Consider the following 19023-nt stretch of genomic DNA (forward strand, 5'->3'; position numbering starts at 1 on the left):
GCGGTGAGAGATCGGTCGTCCACGCACGCCTGGCTTCTGCGCGAATGTGCCGACTGCGCGAAGATGGCCACGGCACGAAAGAGCAGTCGAGCGGAAGGATGTCCCATGGCGTTGCGAGTCGGAGTCGTCGGCGGAGGACAGTTGGCGCGCATGATGATCGCGCCGGCCGTCGAGCTGGGTGTCGAGCTGCGGGTCCTGGCCGAGGATGACGGGATGGCTGCGGCGCTCGCCGCCACTGCCGTCGGCGACTACCGCGACGCCGACACCGTGCTGCGGTTCGCACGCGACGTCGACGTCGTCACCTTCGACCACGAGCACGTGCCCCAGGATGTCCTCGCCGCCCTCGTCAGCGCAGGTGTCGCCGTGCGTCCGGGACCGCACGCCCTGCAGTTCGCCCAGGACAAGCTGCACATGCGGCGGCGCCTCGCCGAGCTCGGCATGCCCCAGCCCGACTGGGCAGCCGTCAGCGATGCCGCGGGGATCGGCGCCTTCCTCGCCGATCACGGCGGGCGTGCCGTGGTGAAGACGCCCCGAGGCGGCTACGACGGCAAGGGCGTACGCGTGGTGTCGTCCGAGCACGACGCCGACGACTGGTTCACGGCCCTCGCTGAAGACGGTCGCGGCGGCGAGCTCCTCGTCGAAGAGCTCGTCCCCTTCACCCGCGAGCTCGCCCAACAGGTCGCTCGCCGCCCGTCGGGGGAGGTGCGGGCGTACGCGCTCGTCGAGACGGTCCAGCGTGACGGCGTCTGCGCCGAGGTGCTGGCCCCCGCTCAGCGCACGGGTGAGCGCGAGCAGCAGGTCACCAGCGAGATCGCCGTCGGCATCGCCGAAGGGCTGGATGTGTCGGGGATGCTGGCGGTCGAGCTGTTCGAGACCGCCGACCGCGTGCTCGTGAACGAGCTCGCGATGCGCCCCCACAACAGCGGCCACTGGACGCAGGACGGCGCCGTCACGAGTCAGTTCGAGCAGCACCTGCGCGCGGTTCTCGACCTGCCGCTCGGCGACCCCGCGCCGAAGGCGCCGTGGACGGTGATGATCAACATCCTCGGAGGGCCTGCCGAGGGCGGCCTCACCGACCGCTTCGCCGACGCGATGGCCCGCCACCCCGAGGCGAAGGTGCACACCTACGGCAAGTCGCCGCGGCCCGGCCGCAAGGTGGGACACGTCAACGTCTCCGGCGACGACCTCGACGACGTGGCCTACGCCGCGCGGGCGGCGGCGGCTGTGTTCCTGGACTGATCGGCCACCGGCGCTTGCGCGCCGACGGCACCCTCAGCACCGGCGCTTGCGCGCCGACGGCACCCTCAGCACCGGCGCTTGCGCGCCGTTGCGGGCTTCTTCCAGTTGGGCGTCCTAGCCTTATCGGGTGACTGGGTCTTTCGCGAGCGCTGAATCCGACGCGCGCACCGCGCCGCTCCCCGACACCCCCCTGCACGCGGCCTCCCAGCCGCTGGTCGGCGTGGTCATGGGGTCCGACTCCGACTGGCGGGTCATGAGCGACGCCTCCCAGGTGCTCACCGACTTCGGCATCCCGCACGAGGTCGAGGTCGTGTCGGCCCACCGCACGCCCGACAAGCTGATGAGTTACGGGCGCGAGGCGCGGGCCCGCGGCATCCGAGTGATCATCGCCGGCGCCGGAGGCGCGGCGCACCTGCCGGGCATGCTGGCGTCGGTCACCGCTCTGCCCGTCGTCGGCGTGCCGGTGCAGCTGGCCACCCTCGACGGACTCGACTCGCTCCTGAGCATCGTGCAGATGCCCGCCGGCATTCCCGTCGCCACCGTGTCGATCAACGGGGCCAAGAACGCCGGTCTCCTCGCCATCCGCATCATCGGGACAGGAGACCCGCGCGTCGCCGATCAGGTCGAGGCATATGCCCGCGACCTCGAGGCCGCCGTCGAGGAGAAGAACCGCCGCCTGAAGGAGTCGCTGTGAGCGTGTCGACTCCGCCGCGGACGGCGACGCGCGGACCGTCCGTGACAGCGGGCCTCGTGCTCGAGGAACGCCCACTCCGCTTCCCCGACGCCGGCTCGACGGCGATGATGACCACGCGCGGCTGGTGGCTCGTCGGGCTCAACTTCCTGCTCCCGGGCTCCGCGCAGGTCGTCGCCGGCAACCGGCGCCTCGGCCGGGTCGGCATCGCCGCGACACTCGTGTCATGGCTGCTCGCCGTCGGCGCGGTGCTCACCTCCGCCTTCGCGCAGACGCTCTTCCTGACCCTTGCGACGAACTGGTTCGTGCTCCTGCTCATCCAGGTGATCTTGATCGCCTATGCCGCCCTGTGGATCGTGCTGACCATCGACACGCTCCGGCTGGTCCGTCTGGTGCGCACCGGCCGGGGCGCTCGCTTCGGCATCGCCGCGGTCGCCGTCGCCCTGCTCGTCGTCGCGAGCGGCACCGTCGGCTACGCCGCACAGGTCACCGGCACCGCTCGCGACACCCTCGGCGCGATCTTCGGGGTGAGTGGCCCCTCCGTTCCCCCGTCCGACGGGTACTACAACATCCTGCTCCTGGGCGCCGACAGCGGTGAGGGCCGCGATTCGATGCGGTTCGACAGCATCTCGGTCGTGTCGGTGAACGCCGACACGGGTGCGACGACCATCACCGGCATCCCGCGCGACATGCCCCACTTCCCCTTCGCACCGGGACCCATGCAGGACCGCTACCCCGACGGTCACCAGGGATTCGCCGACCCGAGCTGCGGCTGGGGGAGCGGGATCAACCAGCTCCGCACCGAGGTGGAGGTCTGCCAGGACGGCAATGCCCTCTACCCCGACGCTGTCGCGAACGGCTCGGCTCCGGGCATCGAGGCGACGAAGGATGCCGTAGAAGGCATACTCGGGATCGAGATCCCGTACTACGTCTTCATCGACATGCACGGCTTCGCTTCGCTCGTCGACGCGCTCGGCGGTGTGGAGATCGAGGTCGCCGAGCGCCTGCCCAAGGGCGGCGGCCCGGCGTACGACGGTCAGCCCGCCGAGGAATGGGCCATCGGGTGGATCGAGCCGGGCCTTCAGCGCATGGACGGCGACACGGCGCAGTGGTACGCCCGCTCGCGATACACCACGAGCGACTTCGACCGGATGCAGCGCCAGCGCATCCTGCAGCAGGCCATCCTCGACCAGTTCACGCCCCAGACGGTGCTGACCCGGTTCCAGGACATCGCCGCGGCCGGCGCCGACATCGTCGAGACCGATCTGCCGCAGTCGCTGCTGCCCTACCTCGCCGATCTGGCGCTGAAGGCGCAGGAGCAGCCGGTCACCACGATCGAGCTGATCCCCGAGTTCGGCATCGACGAGTACGACCCCGACTACGCCTACGTGCAGGAGCTCGTGCGCACCGCGCTGCATCCGCCCACCCCGACGCCCACGCCGGAGGGCTGATGACCGCCACGCTCCGAGTGATGCTCGACCAGGTCGCGGTACCGACCGACACCGACCTCGCCGAGGCATCGCGCGAACTCGCCCGCGCACTCGTCGCCGGGGCTCCCTCGGGAACCGAGGTCGAAGCGATCGTGCCGGCGCAGACGGATGCCGCGGCATTGCGTGCCGCAGTCCCCGGCCTTGCGGCGGTGCATCCCTCGGCGCTGCCGCGCCGCGAGCTGTCGGTGGCTGTGCAGCTGGGCGCGCCGACGGGCATCGGGGCGGGGATGATCCACTCGCCGACGCTGATGGCGCCGCTCGTGCGTCACGACCGGGTGCACAACCACGATCAGACGGTCGTCACCGTCTGGGACAGCCGCGCGTGGGACGCGCCCGGAGAGCTCTCGCGCGGTGCGCTGTCGTTCCAGCGGGCGATGATCAAGCGTGCCGCGAAGCACGCGGACGCCGTCGTCGTGCCGACCCACGCGCTCGCACGCCGCATCGCCGGCGTGGTGAACCTGGGGGAGCGGATCCGCGTGATCCCCGGCGCGGCGCCGCTCGGCTTCGCCGTGCCGAACGACGAGGTCGGGCGGCGGCGTGAACTCGACCTCCCCGAGGGATTCGTACTTCTCGCCGGTTCGGCATCGCGCGTGTCGGACGGGCTCGCTGTCGGGCTGGCCGCAGTGGCGCGATCGGGTGTGGACCTGCCCGTCGTGGTGATCGATGCGTCGGAGGGGGAGGAGCCGGCGATCGCCGATCTCGCCGAGGCGGCGGGGCTCCCCGAGCGACGCCTGCACGTGCGAGGGGCGCTGGAGACCTGGGATCGCGCAGCGGTGTTCGGTGCCGCGCTGGCGTTCCTCGCGCCGTCGCGGCGCGAGGCGTTCCCCTGGCGCGCGGTCGATGCGCTGACCCTCGGCGTGCCGGTTCTCGCCGCGGCATCCGATTCGCACACCGAGGTGGTCTCGGATGGCGGTCAGCTCGTCGACGAGTCGGAGGACGCTGTGCTGGGTGAGGCGCTCGGCGCTGCCCTGGCCGAGGCGCTCGGGTCGGTCTCGGCCGCAGAGCGGCTCGGCGTGCTCGCGGCGGACCGCGGGCGGGCGTTCTCGTGGGCCGAGACGGCCGACAAAGTCTGGCATCTGCACGCCGACCTCTAGGCCGCTGCGGGTGCTGTGCGCCGGCCGGGCATCGGCTGTAATCGGCGTGTCGTCACATCAGTAACACCGATCACTTGGTAAACGGGACTCACTTCCGCCACACTGATCACATGATGAGCCTTCTGCTCGATCGTGGGCGGCGCACCGTCGCGATCGCCGTGACTTTCCTGACGGTGCTCGCGCTTACGGTCGGGCTGTTCCCGATGGACTCTGCTCGGGCGGATGCCGTGGTGCCGACGAGCCAAGCTCCGGCGGCCACGACGGTCGAGGCCGCGGGTCCGGTGAAGGCCGCCGACCTCTCGCAATTCCGACCCGGAAACATCGTCAGTGACGCTGTGTTCTTCGACCGGAACACCATGACCGAGGCCCAGATCCAGGCGTTCCTGGAGCAGAAGGTTCCGAGGTGCGAGTCGGGCTACACCTGCCTCAAGGATTGGTACGACACGTCGCGCACCACCTCGGCCGATGCCATGTGCGGCGCGTATTCGGGGGGTGCGCGCGAGCGCGCGTCCCGCATCATCTACAAGGTGGCGCAGGCCTGCGGCATCAATCCACAGGTCATCCTCGTCACACTTCAGAAGGAGCAGGGGCTCGTCACACATGTGTGGCCCAGCGAGTGGCGCTACACCGCGGCCATGGGCCAGGGGTGCCCCGACACCGCTGCGTGCGATTCGCGCTACTACGGCTTCTTCAACCAGGTCTATGGTGCGGCGTGGCAGCTCAAGCGTTACGCCAACCCGCCCGGCACCAGCCAGTACTTCACGTGGTATGCCCCGGGGAAGACCTGGAACATCCTGTACAACCCCAACCGCGACTGCGGTTCATCGTCGGTCCGCGTCGAGAACCAGGCCACGTCCAACCTGTACTACTACACGCCGTATCAGCCGAATGCCGCGGCCCTCCGTGCGGGATACGGCACCGGCGACGGCTGTTCCGCATACGGCAACCGCAATTTCTTCAATTACTTCACAGACTGGTTCGGCTCGACCCAGAAGCCTGTCAACGCATGTGCTCAGCCGGCCGACTCAGCGCTGACGGTGGGTGAGGCCGAGTTCGTCGTGAATGTGGCGTCGCTGAACGCGCGTTCGGCGCCCACGACGTCGTGCGAGCCGGTTGTGCGCTCGCTTTCCCAAGGAACCGCCGTGACGAGGACGGCCGTGTACGGGGACTGGGCGAGGATTCGCATCGACGGAGCCCGGTACTGGGTGCACGGCAGCTATCTGAGTCCTGCCGCGCCCGTGCCATGGACCACGTCACGGGTCGCCGGTGCGACACGGTACGAGACGTCCGTCGAAGTGTCGAAGGTCACCCATCCGAGTGGGTCGAAGACCGTCTATCTCGCGTCGGGTGTCGACTTCCCGGACGCGCTCACCGCCGCCCCCGCAGCCGTCAAGTCCGGCAGTGCGCTGCTTCTCACCGATCCGAACGCGCTTCCTGCGATCGTGCGCTCCGAGCTGACGAGGCTGGCACCATCCGCTGTCGTCATCGTCGGTGGCGTGGGCGCAGTCAGCGAGAGCGTCGAGGCGGAGCTGGCAGGTCTGCTGCCCTCGGCGTCCGTAGAACGCGTCGGCGGTGTCGACCGGTACGAGACCAGCCAGATCCTCGCCACCACCAAGTTCGGTACATCGGCCACCGCGTACATCGCGACGGGTGAAGGCTTCGCTGATGCACTCGCTGCGTCGTCGGCGGCCGGCGCTCAGGGCGCTGCGGTGATTCTCGTGGAAGGTGCCGCTTCGTCGGCCGCTACTGCCACGCTCGATGTGCTGCGGGCCCTCCGCACGTCTTCCGTCGTGATCGCGGGCGGCACCGGCGTGGTCAGCGCGGGAGTCGCGAGCTCGCTGCAGGGCGCGGGATTCGGGGTGACACGCCACGGCGGAGCTGATCGATACCAGACGAGCTTGCTCATCAACAGCGCGGTCTACCCGACGGCGGGTGCGGCCATCTTGGCCACGGGGCTCGATTTCCCGGATTCGCTCGCTGGTGCTGTGCTCGCGGGACAGACCAAGGTGCCCCTCCTGTCACAGCCGACATCGTGCATGACCGGCACGGCGAAGAACTGGCTCATCGCCCGAGGTGTCAAGTCCGTCCGATTGATCGGTGGTCCCGGCGCGCTCACCGAATCTGTGGCCCGCAGCATCCGTTGCTGAGCCGAGGGGACGCTCAGGGTCCTGCTGTGGCCCTCGGATAGAGTGAGTGGTGCCTGCGATGCGAGCGCGGGGTTCAGCCGAGTGAGTGGGACCGTGTCCGATACCCGAGATCTTTTCGCGCGCGTGCCGCGTGCGCAGTTCGACGTCCCTGGCAAGAGCGGCGGGCTGCTGGATGTCTTCCGCTGGCACTATCTTCTGCGTCTGCTCGTGCGGACAGGCGTCACGACGCGATATCGCAACTCGGTGCTGGGGTGGACGTGGTCGTATGTCCGACCGGCGGCGCAGTTCCTCGTGTTCTGGATCGTTCTCGGCCTCTTCCTGAGCCTCGAGCGCGGCATCCCGAACTACGCGATCTATCTGTTCTCCGGCATCGTCGTGATCAACCTCTTCTCCGAGGCCTACAAGAACGCGACGACATCGATCGTCGGCAACGCGCCGCTCGTGCGAAAGGTGTACCTGCCGCGGCAGCTCTTCGCGGTGTCCGCGGTGATCGTCGCGTTCGTGCACTTCCTCCCACAGGTCGGTCTGCTGCTGGTGGTCTGCCTCATTCTCGGCTGGATCGTGAACATCTCGATCGTCTCGGTGCTGGCGATCCTTGCGGGGGTCACCATCGTCATGATCTTCGCCCTGGGGCTCGGGCTGCTGTTCGGCTCTCTCAACGTGCGCTATCGCGACGCGGAGAATGTGGTCGAACTACTGCTTCTCCTCGCCACGTGGGCCTCACCGGTGCTTTACTCATGGATCATGGTGCGCGACGCGCTGCAGACTCTCGGGTGGCCGGAGTGGGTGCTCGAGCTCTACCTCCTCAACCCCATCACCCAAGCGGTGGAACTCTTCCATTTCGCGTTCTGGTACCCCGTCACCACAACGACGTCGGCACTGCCGCCCGACCTCGCCATCAACACGCTGTGGACCTTCCTCATCTCGGCTGTTGTGCTCATCGTCGGGCAATCGGTCTTCCGCCGGCTCGAAGGAAGGTTTGCTCAGGACCTATGACCGACCGCACCCTCGCCGTGCCGCGACCATCGATCATCATCGACGGCGTGCACAAGAAATTCACCCTGAACCACGCGTTCTCGCTCAAGGACACGTTCGTGTCCTGGATCCGCGGCCGCAGGCTCACGAGCACGTTCGAGGCGCTCCGGGGCGTCGATGTCGTGATCAACGAGGGCGAGTCAGTGGCGATCCTCGGGCTGAACGGGTCGGGCAAATCCACGCTGCTCAAACTGATCTCGGGTGTCATGCAGCCCGACGGGGGCGAAGTCCTCACGCGCGGCCGGGTGGCCGGCCTCATCGAGGTGGGCGCCGGGTTCCATCCGGAACTCTCCGGCCGCGAGAATGTCTATCTCAATGCGGCGATCCTCGGCATGACGCGGCGGGAGATCGACGAGCGCTACGACGAGATCGTCGCGTTCAGCGAGATCGAGGAATTCATCGACCAGGAGGTCAAGCATTACTCCTCCGGCATGTTCATGCGATTGGCCTTCTCGGTCGCCATCCACGTCGAGCTCGATGTGCTTCTCGTCGACGAGATCCTGTCGGTCGGGGACGCGCCCTTCCGGGAGAAGTGCCGCCTGAAATTCCAGGATCTCATCGCCGACAGCAAGACCCTCGTCGTCGTCAGCCACGACATGGAGATGGTACGGGAGCTGTGTGCTCGCGGCATCGTGATCAGCAAGGGCGAGGTGGTTTACGACGGTCCCGTTGAGGGGGCGATCTCCCTGGTAGGGCGCTGATGGGCGAGTGGCTCGCGCAGACCCCCGCGGTCGCGGCGTCGATCGCAGTCGTCTTCGGTCCCGGGCTGCTCGTCCTCGCGGCGGTCGGAGTCCGCGGGCTGGGACTGTGGGCCCTCGCGCCCGCGCTGTCGACGACCGTGCTCACCGCGTCCGCGCTGGTCACAGGGCTCATCGGCATACCGTGGGCACCGCTGCCCGCGTTGCTCTCGACGCTGATCCTCGCCGCCGCGGCGTTCGCGTTGCGGCGGGCATTCGGCCTCGACGTCACGCCGGGCCGACGCCCCGACCGCATGCGACCTGTCCTGGTCGCGGGCATCGTCCTCGGAATCATGTACACCGTGCTCCGCCTGGCGCTCTACGTCGGCGAGCCGGCAGCCGTCTCTCAGACGAACGACGCCGCGTTTCACCTCAGCGCCCTGCGATTCGCCCTCGAGACCGGGGCAGCATCGCCACTGGAGATCAGCCGGGTCATCGGAGCGACCTCCTTCTACCCGTCGGGCTGGCATGTTCTCGCGGTGCTCGTGCCGGCCCTCACGGGTGCGACCGTCGAGGTGGCGGCGAACACGGTCAGCCTGGTGATCGGTGCGCTTGCCTGGCCCCTCGGTGTCGCCTACCTCGCGCGATCGGCCGCCGGAAGCACAGCGGGTGCAATCGCGGCAGCGTCGGCCGGAGCGCTCCCCGCGTTCCCGCTGCTGCTCATGCAGTGGGGCATCCTCTACCCGCAGCTCCTCGCGGTTGCAGTGCTGCCGGCGGCGCTCGGCGCCGTGATCCAGGCGAATACGCTGCGTGGCGAGGACTCACCGGGTTGGCGTGGTGCGCTGCGGGTCGTGTTCCTCGTCGCGGCCGCGGCGGCCGCCATCGCCGTCGCCCAGCCGTCCGTGCTGCTGGCCTGGGCCGCGGCAGCGCTCGTCTTCGGTGCGTCCTCGCTGATCCTCCGACGCGCCGCTTTCGGCCGGCGAGCCCGCGCGCTGTCGTGGGGAGCGCTGCTGGCTGGCACGGTGATCACCGCGGCGGCGTGGTGGTATTTCTCCCGCAGCGTGTCGGTCACCTGGCCGCCGTTCGCCGGAAAGGTCGAGGCGCTGCTGCACGTACTCGTGAATGCATATCTCGGTTATCCACCATCGATCCTCGTGAGCGCACTCGCTCTCGTCGGTCTGATCGTGGCTGCGATCATGCCGCGGCTTCGGTGGCTCGCCGTGGTCTGGCTCGGCTTCGCATGCCTCTACGTCACCGCAGCCGCGGTCGGATCGCCGCTGGCTCGCAGCGTGCTGGTAGGTGCCTGGTACGAGGACCCCTACCGGCTTGCGGCGCTGACGCCGGTCGCGACGCTGCCCCTTGCGGGCGTGGGTGGAGCATGGCTGATCACCATCGGAATCCGCGCCGTCCGGCGGATGCGGAAGGGCCATCATGAGGCCGAGGCCGAGGCCGAGGCCGAGGTCGAGGTCGAGGTCGAGGTCGAGGTCGAGGTGGATGAGACAGGCGGTCGCGACGACCTCGGACCCCGTGTCGCGGGCGTTTCCTTGGCGCTGCTGGGCGTTGCGGCTGCTGTTGCTCTCGTGCTGACGCCTCAGATCGACCGCCGCGACGTCTTCGTGGATCGGGTCGACCCCAATCTGTACGCGGTGACGGGCGACAGCTTTCTGACAGCGGATGAACTGACGCTTCTCGAGCGGCTCGACGAGCTCGTTCCCGAGGATGCGGTCATCATCGCCAATCCGAGCACCGGTGCGTCGTTCGGCTACGCGCTCAGCGGCCGCGACGTCGTGCCGCGGACCTGGGCGCCGCCGCCGGAGCCCGCGTACTCGACGCTGTGGACGAATCTGCGTGACGTGGCGGCGGATCCCGCGGTGTGCTCCGCGCTGGACGCGTTCGATGCGCGCTACATGCTGGACTTCGGACCCGGGGAGGCGTACCCGGGACGCTGGATCATGCCCGGGTTCACAGACATCGAGGGTCAGCCGGGCTTCGAGCTGGTCGACCGGGAGGGCGATGCCTCGCTGTGGCGAGTCACGGCCTGCCCGTGAACAGGTGGTCAGCCGCGCGGTTCAGTGCTCTCTGACGGCGGCGCGTCCGAGTCGCGTCCGTCCTCCGCTTTCGGGGCCACGGTGTCAGCACGCTCCTCTTCGCGGGCGTCGAGGATCGCGATCCGGCGCGAGAGTATCGTCAGCTGCCGTTGCAGGGCGTTGTTGCGACGGAACTGCGTGAAGACGAACACCAGGAAGACGATGATGAGGGCGTACAGCAGCAGGTCCGTGCCACGGCCGACGCCGATGAGGTTCGCCAGCCATGTGAGCAGCTGCGGGAACAGGATCGCCATCACCGCGGCGATGATGAAGAAGAGGAAGCCGATGCGGCGGAGAGCGAGGTGGCTGTCCGCACCCGTGCGTCGCATGAAGAAGGAGCCGAGGAGCACCACGGCGGCAATGAGGAGGAATTGGATCCACACGATCAGCGCACCACCAGGTCGACGAGGATGTTGACGGCGTTCAGCAGGCCCTGACCCTTCGCCTTCGAATAGTCGGTGTAGAGCACCTCGACCGGCTGCTCCGCCCACGGAAGTCCGGTGCGGCCCAACTGCAGCACGATCTCAGTCGCGTGGGCCATGCGGTCCTGCTGCAGGCGGAGAGTGGATGCCGCGTCCCGGCGGATGACGCGAAGTCCGTTGTGGGCGTCCGTCAGGGTGAGCCCAGTGGTCATATTCGTGACCCAGACGGCCGTCTTGAGGACCAGCTTCTTCAGTGCCCCCGGACGCGTGCGGTCATCCAGGAATCGCGAGCCGAAGACGATCGCCAAGTTCTCCTGATGCGCACGGGCGAGCATGGCGAGGGCATCCTCCACACGGTGCTGGCCGTCCGCGTCGAAGGTCACCACGAAGTCGGCGCCGTTGTGACCGAGTGCGAACTCGATCCCGGTCTGAAGCGCAGCCCCCTGCCCGAGGTTGACCGGGTGCTGCACGACGATCGCTCCCGCTCGCCGCGCTTGCTCGGCCGACCCGTCGCTCGAGCCGTCGTCGACGCAGACGATGTGGTCGAAGTGCTCACGAAGCGCCGTCACCACGTCGCTGATGATCGCCGCTTCGTTGTACAGCGGGATGACGACCCACGCGGAGATGTCGGACCCGGGCGGGACACCGGTTGACGAGATCACCGACCCATTCTGTCAGAGCAGCCCCGGCGAGCCCGCCGGATAAGCTGGAATTCGGCGCTGTCCGGCGCCGCCGAGGAGGAGCCGTGGCCCGAACGCCCGCGCGCCCGCGCGTCGTCATCGCGACCCGGCTGTACGCGCCGGAGCCCTCGGCAGCCGGCTTCCGGATGGAGGCGCTGGCCAAGGGCCTGGTCCGCGCCGGCGCGGAGGTCACCGTCCTCAGCACGCGTCCGCCGCGGGGTACCCGCGTACCATCGGACGAGCAGCGGATCCGGGTTCGGCGGTGGCCTGTGCTCCGGGATCGAAGCGGCAACGTCCGCGGCTACCTGCCGTACGCCAGCTTCGACGGCCCGGCCCTCGTGCGGATGCTCTTCGCGCGGGGAGACGTCGTGGTGGCCGAGGCTCCGCCCACGACCGGCATCGTCGCGCTGGTCGCCTCGCGCTTGCGCCGCCGTCCGCTGGTGTACTACCCGGGCGACGTGTGGACGGACGCGCTTCAGGCTGTGAATGCGCCACCCGCGTTGGTCGGGTTCGCGCGCGTGGTCGAGAGGACGGTGGTGCGCGGTGCCTCGCGGTCGTTGGCGGTGTCCGCCGAGGTCGGCACCCGACTGACGGCGCTCGGTGTCGCGTCACGCGTCATCGAAGTGGGCAACGGCGTGGATACCGACGTCTTCCGGCCCGATGTGCCCCCGGCCGATCATCCGACGCCGTACTTCGTCTACACCGGCACCATGTCGGAGTGGCAGCGGCCGGAGATCTTCATCGAGGCCCTTGCCCTCCTCGAGGACACGCGGCCGGAGATCGTCTTCCTCGGCCAGGGCACGGGCGAGGCAGCCGTACGCGAAGCAGCCGACCGGCTCGCGCGGGGTCGTGTGCACTTCCACGGTGTCGTCCCGCCGTCCGAGGCGGCGCGTTGGCTGCGCGGGGCTACGGCGGCGCTGGTGAGCATCGTCCCGGGCATCGGATACGACTTCGCGCGTCCCACCAAGACGTACGCCGCCGCCGGTGTCGGCACCCCCGTGCTCTACGCCGGCGCAGCGGCCGGGGCCGAGCCGGTCAAGGAGGGCCGACTCGGCGAGGCCGTCGAGTTCGACGCACCCCTGATCGCATCCGCCATGCGCAGATTGCTCGACGCCGAGACCGGTGGCGCGTCGTCGCGCGATCGGGAGCGCCGCGCAGCTTGGGCGCGTGACAACGTCTCGCTGCGGTCGGTGGGCGACAGGGCGGCCGGTGTCGTGCTGTCCGTGGTCGCGGGCGACGCTGGCGGCCCGATGACGACGCGTTCCGGCGCCCGGACGGGATCAGTACAGGAACGAGGAGAGAGATGAGCGATCGACCGGGCGTGAGAATCGTCGACTCCGCGGACGTCGCGGGCGACGCGGAGGTCGGCGAAGGCTCGTCGATCTGGCACCTCGCCCAGGTGCGCGAGCAGGCGAGACTGGGTCGCAACTGCGTCGTCGGGCGTGGGGCCTACATCGGCACCGGCGTCGTGATGGGCGACAACTGCAAAGTCCAGAACTACGCTCTGGTCTATGAGCCCGCTGTGCTCGGCGACGGCGTCTTCATCGGTCCGGCCGTCGTGCTCACGAACGACACCTACCCCCGCGCCATCAATCCCGACGGCACTCTCAAGTCAGCCCACGACTGGGACGCGGTCGGCGTGACGGTAGGACGAGGTGCGGCCATCGGAGCTCGGGCGACGTGTGTTGCGCCGGTGTCGATCGGGCAGTGGGCGACGGTGGCCGCGGGCGCGGTGGTGGTCAAAGACGTGCCCGATTACGCGCTCGTCGCGGGAGTTCCGGCGCGTCGCCTTGCGTGGGTCGGCGAGGCGGGCGTGCCGCTGGTCCCGGGGACGGACCATGGAACCTGGCGCTGCCCGCGCACCGATGCCCGCTACATCGAGACGGACGGGGTGCTGACCCGGGCATCCGAGCGCTGACGTGGGGCCGTCCTGGTCCACGTGGCGCGATCGTTTAGATTAGTGCGGTGTCGCGCGTTGCGATCGCGTCGACGTCATTCTCAAGCTCGCCGTGGTCGCGCGTATCGACGTCGCCCCGGCAACGCCGCGGCGACAGGAAGGTTCTGATTCCATGGCCGATTTCATCCCGCCCGCAAGACCGATCATCGGCGACGAGGAGCGCGCTGCGGTGGACCGCGTGCTGCGCACCGGGATGGTGGCGCAAGGACCCGAGGTGGCGGCCTTCGAGGCGGAATTCGCAGACCACTTCGTCCAGGGGCGCCCCGTCGTCGCTGTGAACTCCGGCACGGCGGGCCTGCATCTCGGCCTGCTCGCGGCCGGGATCGGACCGGGCGACGAGGTCATCGTGCCGTCCTTCACCTTCGCGGCCACCGGGAACTCCGTGGCCCTGACCGGTGCGACCCCGGTGTTCGCCGACATCGAGCCCGACACCTTCACGTTGGACCCTGGTGCCGTCGAAGCGGCCATCACGCCGCGCACCAGGGGGATCATGCCGGTGCATCTGTACGGACACCCCGCGCGCATGACCGAGCTCGACGCGCTCGCGGACGAGCACGGCGTCATGCTCTTCGAGGACGCTGCGCAGGCGCACGGAGCTTCGCTGCACGGCCGTCCGGTCGGTACGTTCGGCGCGTTCGCCATGTTCTCGCTCTACCCGACGAAGAACATGACCAGCGGCGAGGGTGGCATGATCGCCGCTGCCGATGAGGACATCGCCCGCCAGGCGCGCCTGCTGCGCAACCAAGGCATGGAGCGTCAATACGAGAACGAGCTCATCGGGTTCAACGCGCGGATGACCGACATCCACGCCGCCATCGGCCGGGTCCAGCTGACCAAGGTGGATGCCTGGACGCAGCAGCGACGCAGCAACGCGGCTTTCCTCGACGAGAACCTCCGCTCGGTCGTCGTACCGCCGGTCGCCGAGGGCGCCCTGCACGTGTACCACCAGTACACGATTCGCGTCAGCGACGACCGAGACGGTTTCGTCCGTGCGCTCAAGGAGGAGCACCAGGTCGGAAGCGGCGTCTATTACCCGATCCCGAACCACCGACTGCCGTCGCTCGCGCCGTACGCGCAAGGGCTCGAGCTCCCCGAGACCGAGAGAGCCGCGCGGGAAGTGGTGTCTCTGCCGATCCACCCCTCGCTGTCGCAGGAGGAGTTGGAGCGCATCGTCGCCGCCGTCGCCGCCGTCACGCGGGCGGGTGCCTGATGCCGCTGCGCGCCGGCCTTCTGGGGGTCGGCATGATGGGTCGTCACCACGCGCGGGTGCTTCGGGAGCTCGACGGGGTCGAGCTCGTGGCGATCGCGGACCCCGGGGGAGACCCGCACGGTGTCGCGGGCGATCTTGAGGTCCTCGCCGACATCGAGGCCCTCATCTCCGAAGGCATCGACATCGCGGTGGTCGCGGTGCCCACCCGCTTCCACGAGGACGCTGCGCTGAAGCTCGCCGAGGCCGGCGTGCACACGCTCGTCGAGAAGCCGATCGCGCACACGATCGAAGCCGGGAGGCGCATGGTGGACGCATTCCGCGCCGCGGGACTGGTGGGCGCTGTCGGACACATCGAGCGCTTCAACCCGGCGCTGCAGGAGCTGCGCCGGCGCATCGCGGCGGGGGAGATCGGCGCCGTCTACCAGATCGCGACGCGTCGGCAGGGCCCATTCCCGTCGCGCATCGCTGATGTCGGCGTCGCGAAGGACCTCGCTTCGCACGACGTCGACCTGACCTCGTGGGTCGCGCAGAGCGAGTACACGTCGGTGTACGCCCAGACGGCGACCAAGAGCGGGCGTGAGCACGAGGACATGATCGCCCTCACCGGGCGGCTGGGCAACGGCGTCATCGTGAATCACCTCGTGAACTGGCTGAGCCCCATGAAAGAGCGCGTGACGATCGTCACAGGCGAGAAGGGTGCGTTCGTCGCGGACACCTCGGCGGGTGATCTCACCTTCTACGCCAACGGCACGATCCCTGTCGAGTGGGAGTCGATGACGGTGTTCCGCGGCGTCTCCGAGGGAGACGTCACGCGGTATGCCTTCCCCAAGCGCGAGCCGCTGCGTGTCGAGCTCGAGGCGTTCCGCGACGCGGTGCTGGGGCGCGAGAGCGATGTCGTCACCATGGAGCAGGGGCTGCGGACACTCGCCGTGGTCGAGGCGGCACTCGCCGCGCCGGGCTCGCCGACCAGCCTCGTGCCGTGACCGTTCCGCTCCCCGCCGAGGCGCCGGCGCCGCCCGGAGGGCGAAGGATGAGGATGCTGCGCACCGCGGCGGGAGTCGCCATCGCAGCGGTGCTGAGCACGTTGCTGCTGCCTGGTGGAGCCGTGGCCGACGGTGAGCGTGTCGCGGGGTCCGGAACGGAAGTGCCGGCGGCAACCGCCGAAACCGTCCAACGCCTGGCGGGCGCCTCGCGTTATGACACCGCCGTGGCCATCTCGGGAGAATTCCCGGAGAACGTCGACGTCGCCTATGTGGCCACAGGTGAGGACTTCTCCGACGCTCTATCCGCCGCGGCCGCTGCCGCTGCCGAGGGCGGCCCGCTGCTCCTCACGCCACGCGAGCACCTGCCGTCATCCGTCGCTGCCGAGCTCAGCAGACTCTCGCCTTCGCGCATCGTCGTCGCCGGCGGACAAGGGGTCGTCTCCAGCGCGGTGTTGGAAGCGCTCGGACGGATCGCGCCGACACAGCGCGTGGCGGGGGTCGACCGATACGAAACGTCTCGCCTGATCGCGAAACACGCCTTCGCCCGCGCGCCGCGCGCTTATGTGGCCACCGGGCGGGGATTCGCCGACGCGTTGGCCGCCACCGGGGCGGCCGCCGCCGTGGACGCCCCCGTCGTGCTCGTGGACGGTCTCGCCGACCGCGCTCCCGAGGCGACCATCGCACTGCTGAACGAGGGACTCGACGTCTCGTCGGTCGCCGTTGTGGGCGGATACGGCGCCGTGAGCGCCGGCATCCAGGGCGGCTTCCAGGATGAGGGGTTCGTCGTGGACCGGATCGGCGGGGCGACGCGCTATGACACGGCAGCGCTTGTGAACGAGGCCCAGTTCTCGGGCCGGGGGACGCAGGCCGCCCTCCTCGCGACCGGTCAGGACTATCCGGACGCGCTGGCCGGCGCCGCGCTCGCCGGTCGCCTCGGGGCACCCGTCTTCCTCACCACCCGTGACTGCCTCCCTGCGTCGACATCGACCACCCTTGCTGCTCTCGCGCCGTCGCAGCTGATCGTCGCGGGCGGCGCGGGTGTGGTGTCGCATGCCGCCGCCGGCCGCACCGCATGCGTGCCGCCCGATCTCTCCGAGATCGACGAGGATTGGCAGCTCGGCGGATTCGACTTCCCGGCGGGGGTCGAAGCCCCGTACGCCGACCGTCCGCCGGTCGATGTCGCAGCCCAGACCAGGGGTTTCGACGACACCGGCCTGCTCATCTACAACCGCGTCGACACGGGGCAGCGCGCGGATCATCCGGTCGCATACGCTCAGTACGGCATCTCCGCTCTTCTCGAGTACGAGGTCACGGGTGATGCGCTGTGGCTGCGCAGCGCGATCCGGCACGCCGAGCAGCTCGCGGCCATCCGCGTCCTCCGTGGCGACGCGTGGTGGTTCCCCTACACGTTCCCGTGGTCCTATGACAAACGCCGCCTTGAGCCGTCGTGGTGGTCGGGCATGGCGCAGGGCGAGGCGCTGTCGCTGTTCACCCGCCTGGCCGAGGCCACCGGAGAGGCGCGGTGGGAGGTCGCCGCAGACGCGACGTGGCTCAGCTTCCGCCAGCCCCGCATCGCTGCCGGACCGTGGTCGACTTTCGTTCGTGACGGCTCGCTGGTGTTCGAAGAGTACGCCGCAGATGTCGAGCCGCTCGTTGTGCTCAACGGGCACGCCTTCGCAGTGTTCGGCCTCTACGACTACTGGCGCCACACGGGCGATGCGGAAGTCAAGCGCTATATGGACGGAGGTGCTCAGACGGTCTTGAACTGGATGCCGGACATCCGCAATCCCGGCGGCATCTCGTACTACTGCGCCGACGCCGAGTACTGCCAGCGGCCGTACTGGCAGAACGCGACCTACCACGTCATCCACTCCTGGCAGCTCGATACGCTTCAGCGCCTCACCGGCGATACCCGGTTCGGCGAGTGGGCCGACCTGCTCCGCGAGGATTGGCAGCCGGCCGCGGCACGCCGGTCGGCGCCGGAGCCGCCGGCCGAGCCCGATCCGCTCTATCCCGGGCCGAGCGAGGAGCCGGAGCAGCCGTGAGGGGGGATCGTTGCCACCGGCGCGGCGCAGGAGGTGAGATCCGATGAGCGGCGGCTTCCGCCGACGTGCTGCGAGTTCGCCCCTCGTTCAGCGCAACGTGCGGCGGTGGGCCGATCTGCGCGCCGCCCGCCGGGCGGGCACCAGCGTGGTCGGCAAGGCTCGAGTGCGCCTCCTCATCGCTCCGGTGAATTCGGCCGGTCAGGGCTATGCATGGGCGCGCGCAGCGGAGCGGTTGCCCGGCGTGGCGGCAACAGACTTCATGTACCGCAACCCGCAGGACGTGTTCGCCTACCCGGCGGACCACTCGGTGCCGACGGTCTTCTTCCGAACCAACCGCCGGTGGCAGCACGCGCAGCGGCGGGCGGTGGAGCGCCGGTTCACCCACGTCATCATCGAATCCGGCCGTCAGGTGCTGGGGACGAAAGGCGACACGCTGGAGCAGGTGCGCCTGCTCCGCGCGCGAGGCATCGACGTCGCGCTCCTCTGGCACGGCAGTGACATCCGTCAGCCGTCGCGTCATGCACTCGAGGAGCCGGACTCGCCGTTCCGCGACGGCGGGTACCCCGAAACCGAGCTGCTGGAGGACATCGTCCTGCGCAACCAGAGGCTGATGAGGGAAGCCGCCGCTCCCGTCTTCGTCTCGACCCCCGATCTGCTGGCGGAGGTCGAACACGCCACGTGGCTGCCGGTCGTCGTCGACGCCGAGCTGTGGCGGGCAGCCGCACCGCAGGCCCCGCTGCAGCGCCGGCGGCCGGTGGTCGTCCACGCACCCAGCAACGCCGGCCTCAAAGGCAGCGCCCTCATCCAGCAGACGATGAGGTCACTGGACACCCAGGGGGTGATCGAGTACCGAGAGGTGCGCGGCGTCGCCGCGGCCGAGATGCCGGCCATCTACGGCGGAGCGGACATCGTTCTCGACCAGTTCGCGCTCGGGATCTATGGTGTCGCGGCGTGCGAAGCGATGGCCGCCGGCCGCCTCGTCATCAGCCACGTCGCCGAGCGCACCCGCACCATCGTGCAGGAGAGGACGGGGCGACGGCTTCCCATCCTCGAGGCGTCCGCTCGAACCCTGGAGGCCACAATTCGCCGGTTGAGCGCCGATCCCACTGCCGCCCGGGTGCAGGCAGCCGAAGGACCGGCTTTCGTGCACGCCGTGCACGACGGCCGGCGCTCCGCCGAGGCGCTTCGCGGTTTCCTGGCCTGCTACGACGCACCGGGGGCTGCCAGCACGGCCGTGGGAGAATAGTGCAATGCCGCATTCCCCCC

The 19023-nt window shown here is 69.3% G+C and carries 16 protein-coding genes; 14 read left to right on the top strand and 2 right to left on the bottom strand.

Features of this window, described 5'->3' with window-relative positions; all coding sequences use genetic code 11:
- The first annotated feature begins 105 nt into the window (after positions 1 to 105).
- From QSU92_RS14135 to QSU92_RS14170, 8 genes are all read left to right on the top strand, one after another.
- Positions 106 to 1239, top strand: coding sequence for a 5-(carboxyamino)imidazole ribonucleotide synthase (locus tag QSU92_RS14135; RefSeq protein WP_289262786.1), 1134 nt, complete (start codon positions 106 to 108; stop codon positions 1237 to 1239).
- A gap of 226 nt (positions 1240 to 1465) precedes the next feature.
- A complete protein-coding gene (gene purE, locus QSU92_RS14140; RefSeq protein WP_289265916.1) occupies positions 1466 to 1933 on the top strand; it encodes a 5-(carboxyamino)imidazole ribonucleotide mutase in 468 nt (155 codons plus the stop codon).
- Positions 1930 to 3381 (top strand): LCP family protein, encoded by a 1452-nt coding sequence (locus tag QSU92_RS14145; protein ID WP_289262787.1) that lies wholly within the window; start codon positions 1930 to 1932, stop codon positions 3379 to 3381. The genes purE and QSU92_RS14145 overlap by 4 nt, the downstream gene beginning before the upstream one ends.
- A complete protein-coding gene (locus QSU92_RS14150; RefSeq protein ID WP_289262788.1) occupies positions 3381 to 4514 on the top strand; it encodes a glycosyltransferase in 1134 nt (377 codons plus the stop codon). The genes QSU92_RS14145 and QSU92_RS14150 overlap by 1 nt, the downstream gene beginning before the upstream one ends.
- Positions 4515 to 4624: 110 nt before the next feature.
- Positions 4625 to 6661, top strand: coding sequence for a cell wall-binding repeat-containing protein (locus QSU92_RS14155; protein ID WP_289262789.1), 2037 nt, complete (start codon positions 4625 to 4627; stop codon positions 6659 to 6661).
- 93 nt (positions 6662 to 6754) lie between these two features.
- A complete protein-coding gene (locus QSU92_RS14160; protein ID WP_289262790.1) occupies positions 6755 to 7657 on the top strand; it encodes an ABC transporter permease in 903 nt (300 codons plus the stop codon).
- Positions 7654 to 8397 carry an ABC transporter ATP-binding protein gene (locus tag QSU92_RS14165; RefSeq protein WP_289262791.1) on the top strand — a complete coding sequence of 248 codons (744 nt, stop codon included), beginning with the start codon at positions 7654 to 7656 and terminating at the stop codon, positions 8395 to 8397. Before QSU92_RS14160 ends, QSU92_RS14165 begins: the two co-directional genes overlap by 4 nt.
- Positions 8397 to 10421 (top strand): DUF6541 family protein, encoded by a 2025-nt coding sequence (locus tag QSU92_RS14170; RefSeq protein WP_289262792.1) that lies wholly within the window; start codon positions 8397 to 8399, stop codon positions 10419 to 10421. The genes QSU92_RS14165 and QSU92_RS14170 overlap by 1 nt, the downstream gene beginning before the upstream one ends.
- A gap of 8 nt (positions 10422 to 10429) precedes the next feature.
- On the opposite strand, the gene QSU92_RS14175 is transcribed toward QSU92_RS14170, so the two are convergent.
- Together QSU92_RS14175 and QSU92_RS14180 are read right to left on the bottom strand one after the other, a co-directional pair.
- Positions 10430 to 10843: a DUF2304 domain-containing protein gene (locus QSU92_RS14175; RefSeq protein WP_289262793.1), complete on the bottom strand. Its 414-nt coding sequence runs from the start codon at positions 10841 to 10843 to the stop codon at positions 10430 to 10432.
- 2 nt (positions 10844 to 10845) lie between these two features.
- Positions 10846 to 11544 (bottom strand): glycosyltransferase family 2 protein, encoded by a 699-nt coding sequence (locus tag QSU92_RS14180; RefSeq protein WP_289262794.1) that lies wholly within the window; start codon positions 11542 to 11544, stop codon positions 10846 to 10848.
- A gap of 83 nt (positions 11545 to 11627) precedes the next feature.
- On the opposite strand from QSU92_RS14180, the gene QSU92_RS14185 reads away from it, so the two are divergent.
- The 6 genes from QSU92_RS14185 (at position 11628) to QSU92_RS14210 (ending at position 19003) form a co-directional block, all read left to right on the top strand.
- Positions 11628 to 12869: a glycosyltransferase family 4 protein gene (locus tag QSU92_RS14185; RefSeq protein WP_289262795.1), complete on the top strand. Its 1242-nt coding sequence runs from the start codon at positions 11628 to 11630 to the stop codon at positions 12867 to 12869.
- The gene (locus QSU92_RS14190) at positions 12866 to 13480 is read left to right on the top strand and encodes an acyltransferase (protein WP_289262796.1); all 615 of its coding nucleotides are present in this window, start codon (positions 12866 to 12868) and stop codon (positions 13478 to 13480) included. The genes QSU92_RS14185 and QSU92_RS14190 overlap by 4 nt, the downstream gene beginning before the upstream one ends.
- 151 nt (positions 13481 to 13631) lie before the next feature.
- A complete protein-coding gene (locus tag QSU92_RS14195) occupies positions 13632 to 14729 on the top strand; it encodes a DegT/DnrJ/EryC1/StrS family aminotransferase (RefSeq protein WP_289262797.1) in 1098 nt (365 codons plus the stop codon).
- Positions 14726 to 15712, top strand: a complete 987-nt coding sequence (locus QSU92_RS14200; RefSeq protein ID WP_289265917.1) for a Gfo/Idh/MocA family protein — start codon at positions 14726 to 14728, stop codon at positions 15710 to 15712. Before QSU92_RS14195 ends, QSU92_RS14200 begins: the two co-directional genes overlap by 4 nt.
- The gene (locus tag QSU92_RS14205) at positions 15709 to 17757 is read left to right on the top strand and encodes a cell wall-binding repeat-containing protein (RefSeq protein ID WP_289262798.1); all 2049 of its coding nucleotides are present in this window, start codon (positions 15709 to 15711) and stop codon (positions 17755 to 17757) included. Before QSU92_RS14200 ends, QSU92_RS14205 begins: the two co-directional genes overlap by 4 nt.
- A gap of 43 nt (positions 17758 to 17800) precedes the next feature.
- On the top strand, positions 17801 to 19003 hold the full coding sequence (locus QSU92_RS14210; protein WP_289262799.1) for a glycosyltransferase family protein: 1203 nt from the start codon (positions 17801 to 17803) through the stop codon (positions 19001 to 19003).
- The last annotated feature ends 20 nt before the right edge of the window (positions 19004 to 19023 follow it).

This window comes from Microbacterium sp. ET2, from assembly GCF_030347395.1.
In the GTDB taxonomy this organism is placed as follows: domain Bacteria; phylum Actinomycetota; class Actinomycetes; order Actinomycetales; family Microbacteriaceae; genus Microbacterium; species Microbacterium albipurpureum.

What these genes read in the sequence shown, in the direction of transcription:
- QSU92_RS14135 (WP_289262786.1), top strand. Translation starts at nt 106, where the DNA reads ATGGCGTTGCGAGTCGGAGTCGTCGGCGGAGGACAGTTGGCGCGCATG.
- purE (WP_289265916.1), top strand. Translation starts at nt 1,466, where the DNA reads ATGGGGTCCGACTCCGACTGGCGGGTCATGAGCGACGCCTCCCAGGTG.
- QSU92_RS14150 (WP_289262788.1), top strand. Translation starts at nt 3,381, where the DNA reads ATGACCGCCACGCTCCGAGTGATGCTCGACCAGGTCGCGGTACCGACC.
- QSU92_RS14155 (WP_289262789.1), top strand. Translation starts at nt 4,625, where the DNA reads ATGATGAGCCTTCTGCTCGATCGTGGGCGGCGCACCGTCGCGATCGCC.
- QSU92_RS14165 (WP_289262791.1), top strand. Translation starts at nt 7,654, where the DNA reads ATGACCGACCGCACCCTCGCCGTGCCGCGACCATCGATCATCATCGAC.
- QSU92_RS14170 (WP_289262792.1), top strand. Translation starts at nt 8,397, where the DNA reads ATGGGCGAGTGGCTCGCGCAGACCCCCGCGGTCGCGGCGTCGATCGCA.
- QSU92_RS14190 (WP_289262796.1), top strand. Translation starts at nt 12,866, where the DNA reads ATGAGCGATCGACCGGGCGTGAGAATCGTCGACTCCGCGGACGTCGCG.
- QSU92_RS14195 (WP_289262797.1), top strand. Translation starts at nt 13,632, where the DNA reads ATGGCCGATTTCATCCCGCCCGCAAGACCGATCATCGGCGACGAGGAG.
- QSU92_RS14210 (WP_289262799.1), top strand. Translation starts at nt 17,801, where the DNA reads ATGAGCGGCGGCTTCCGCCGACGTGCTGCGAGTTCGCCCCTCGTTCAG.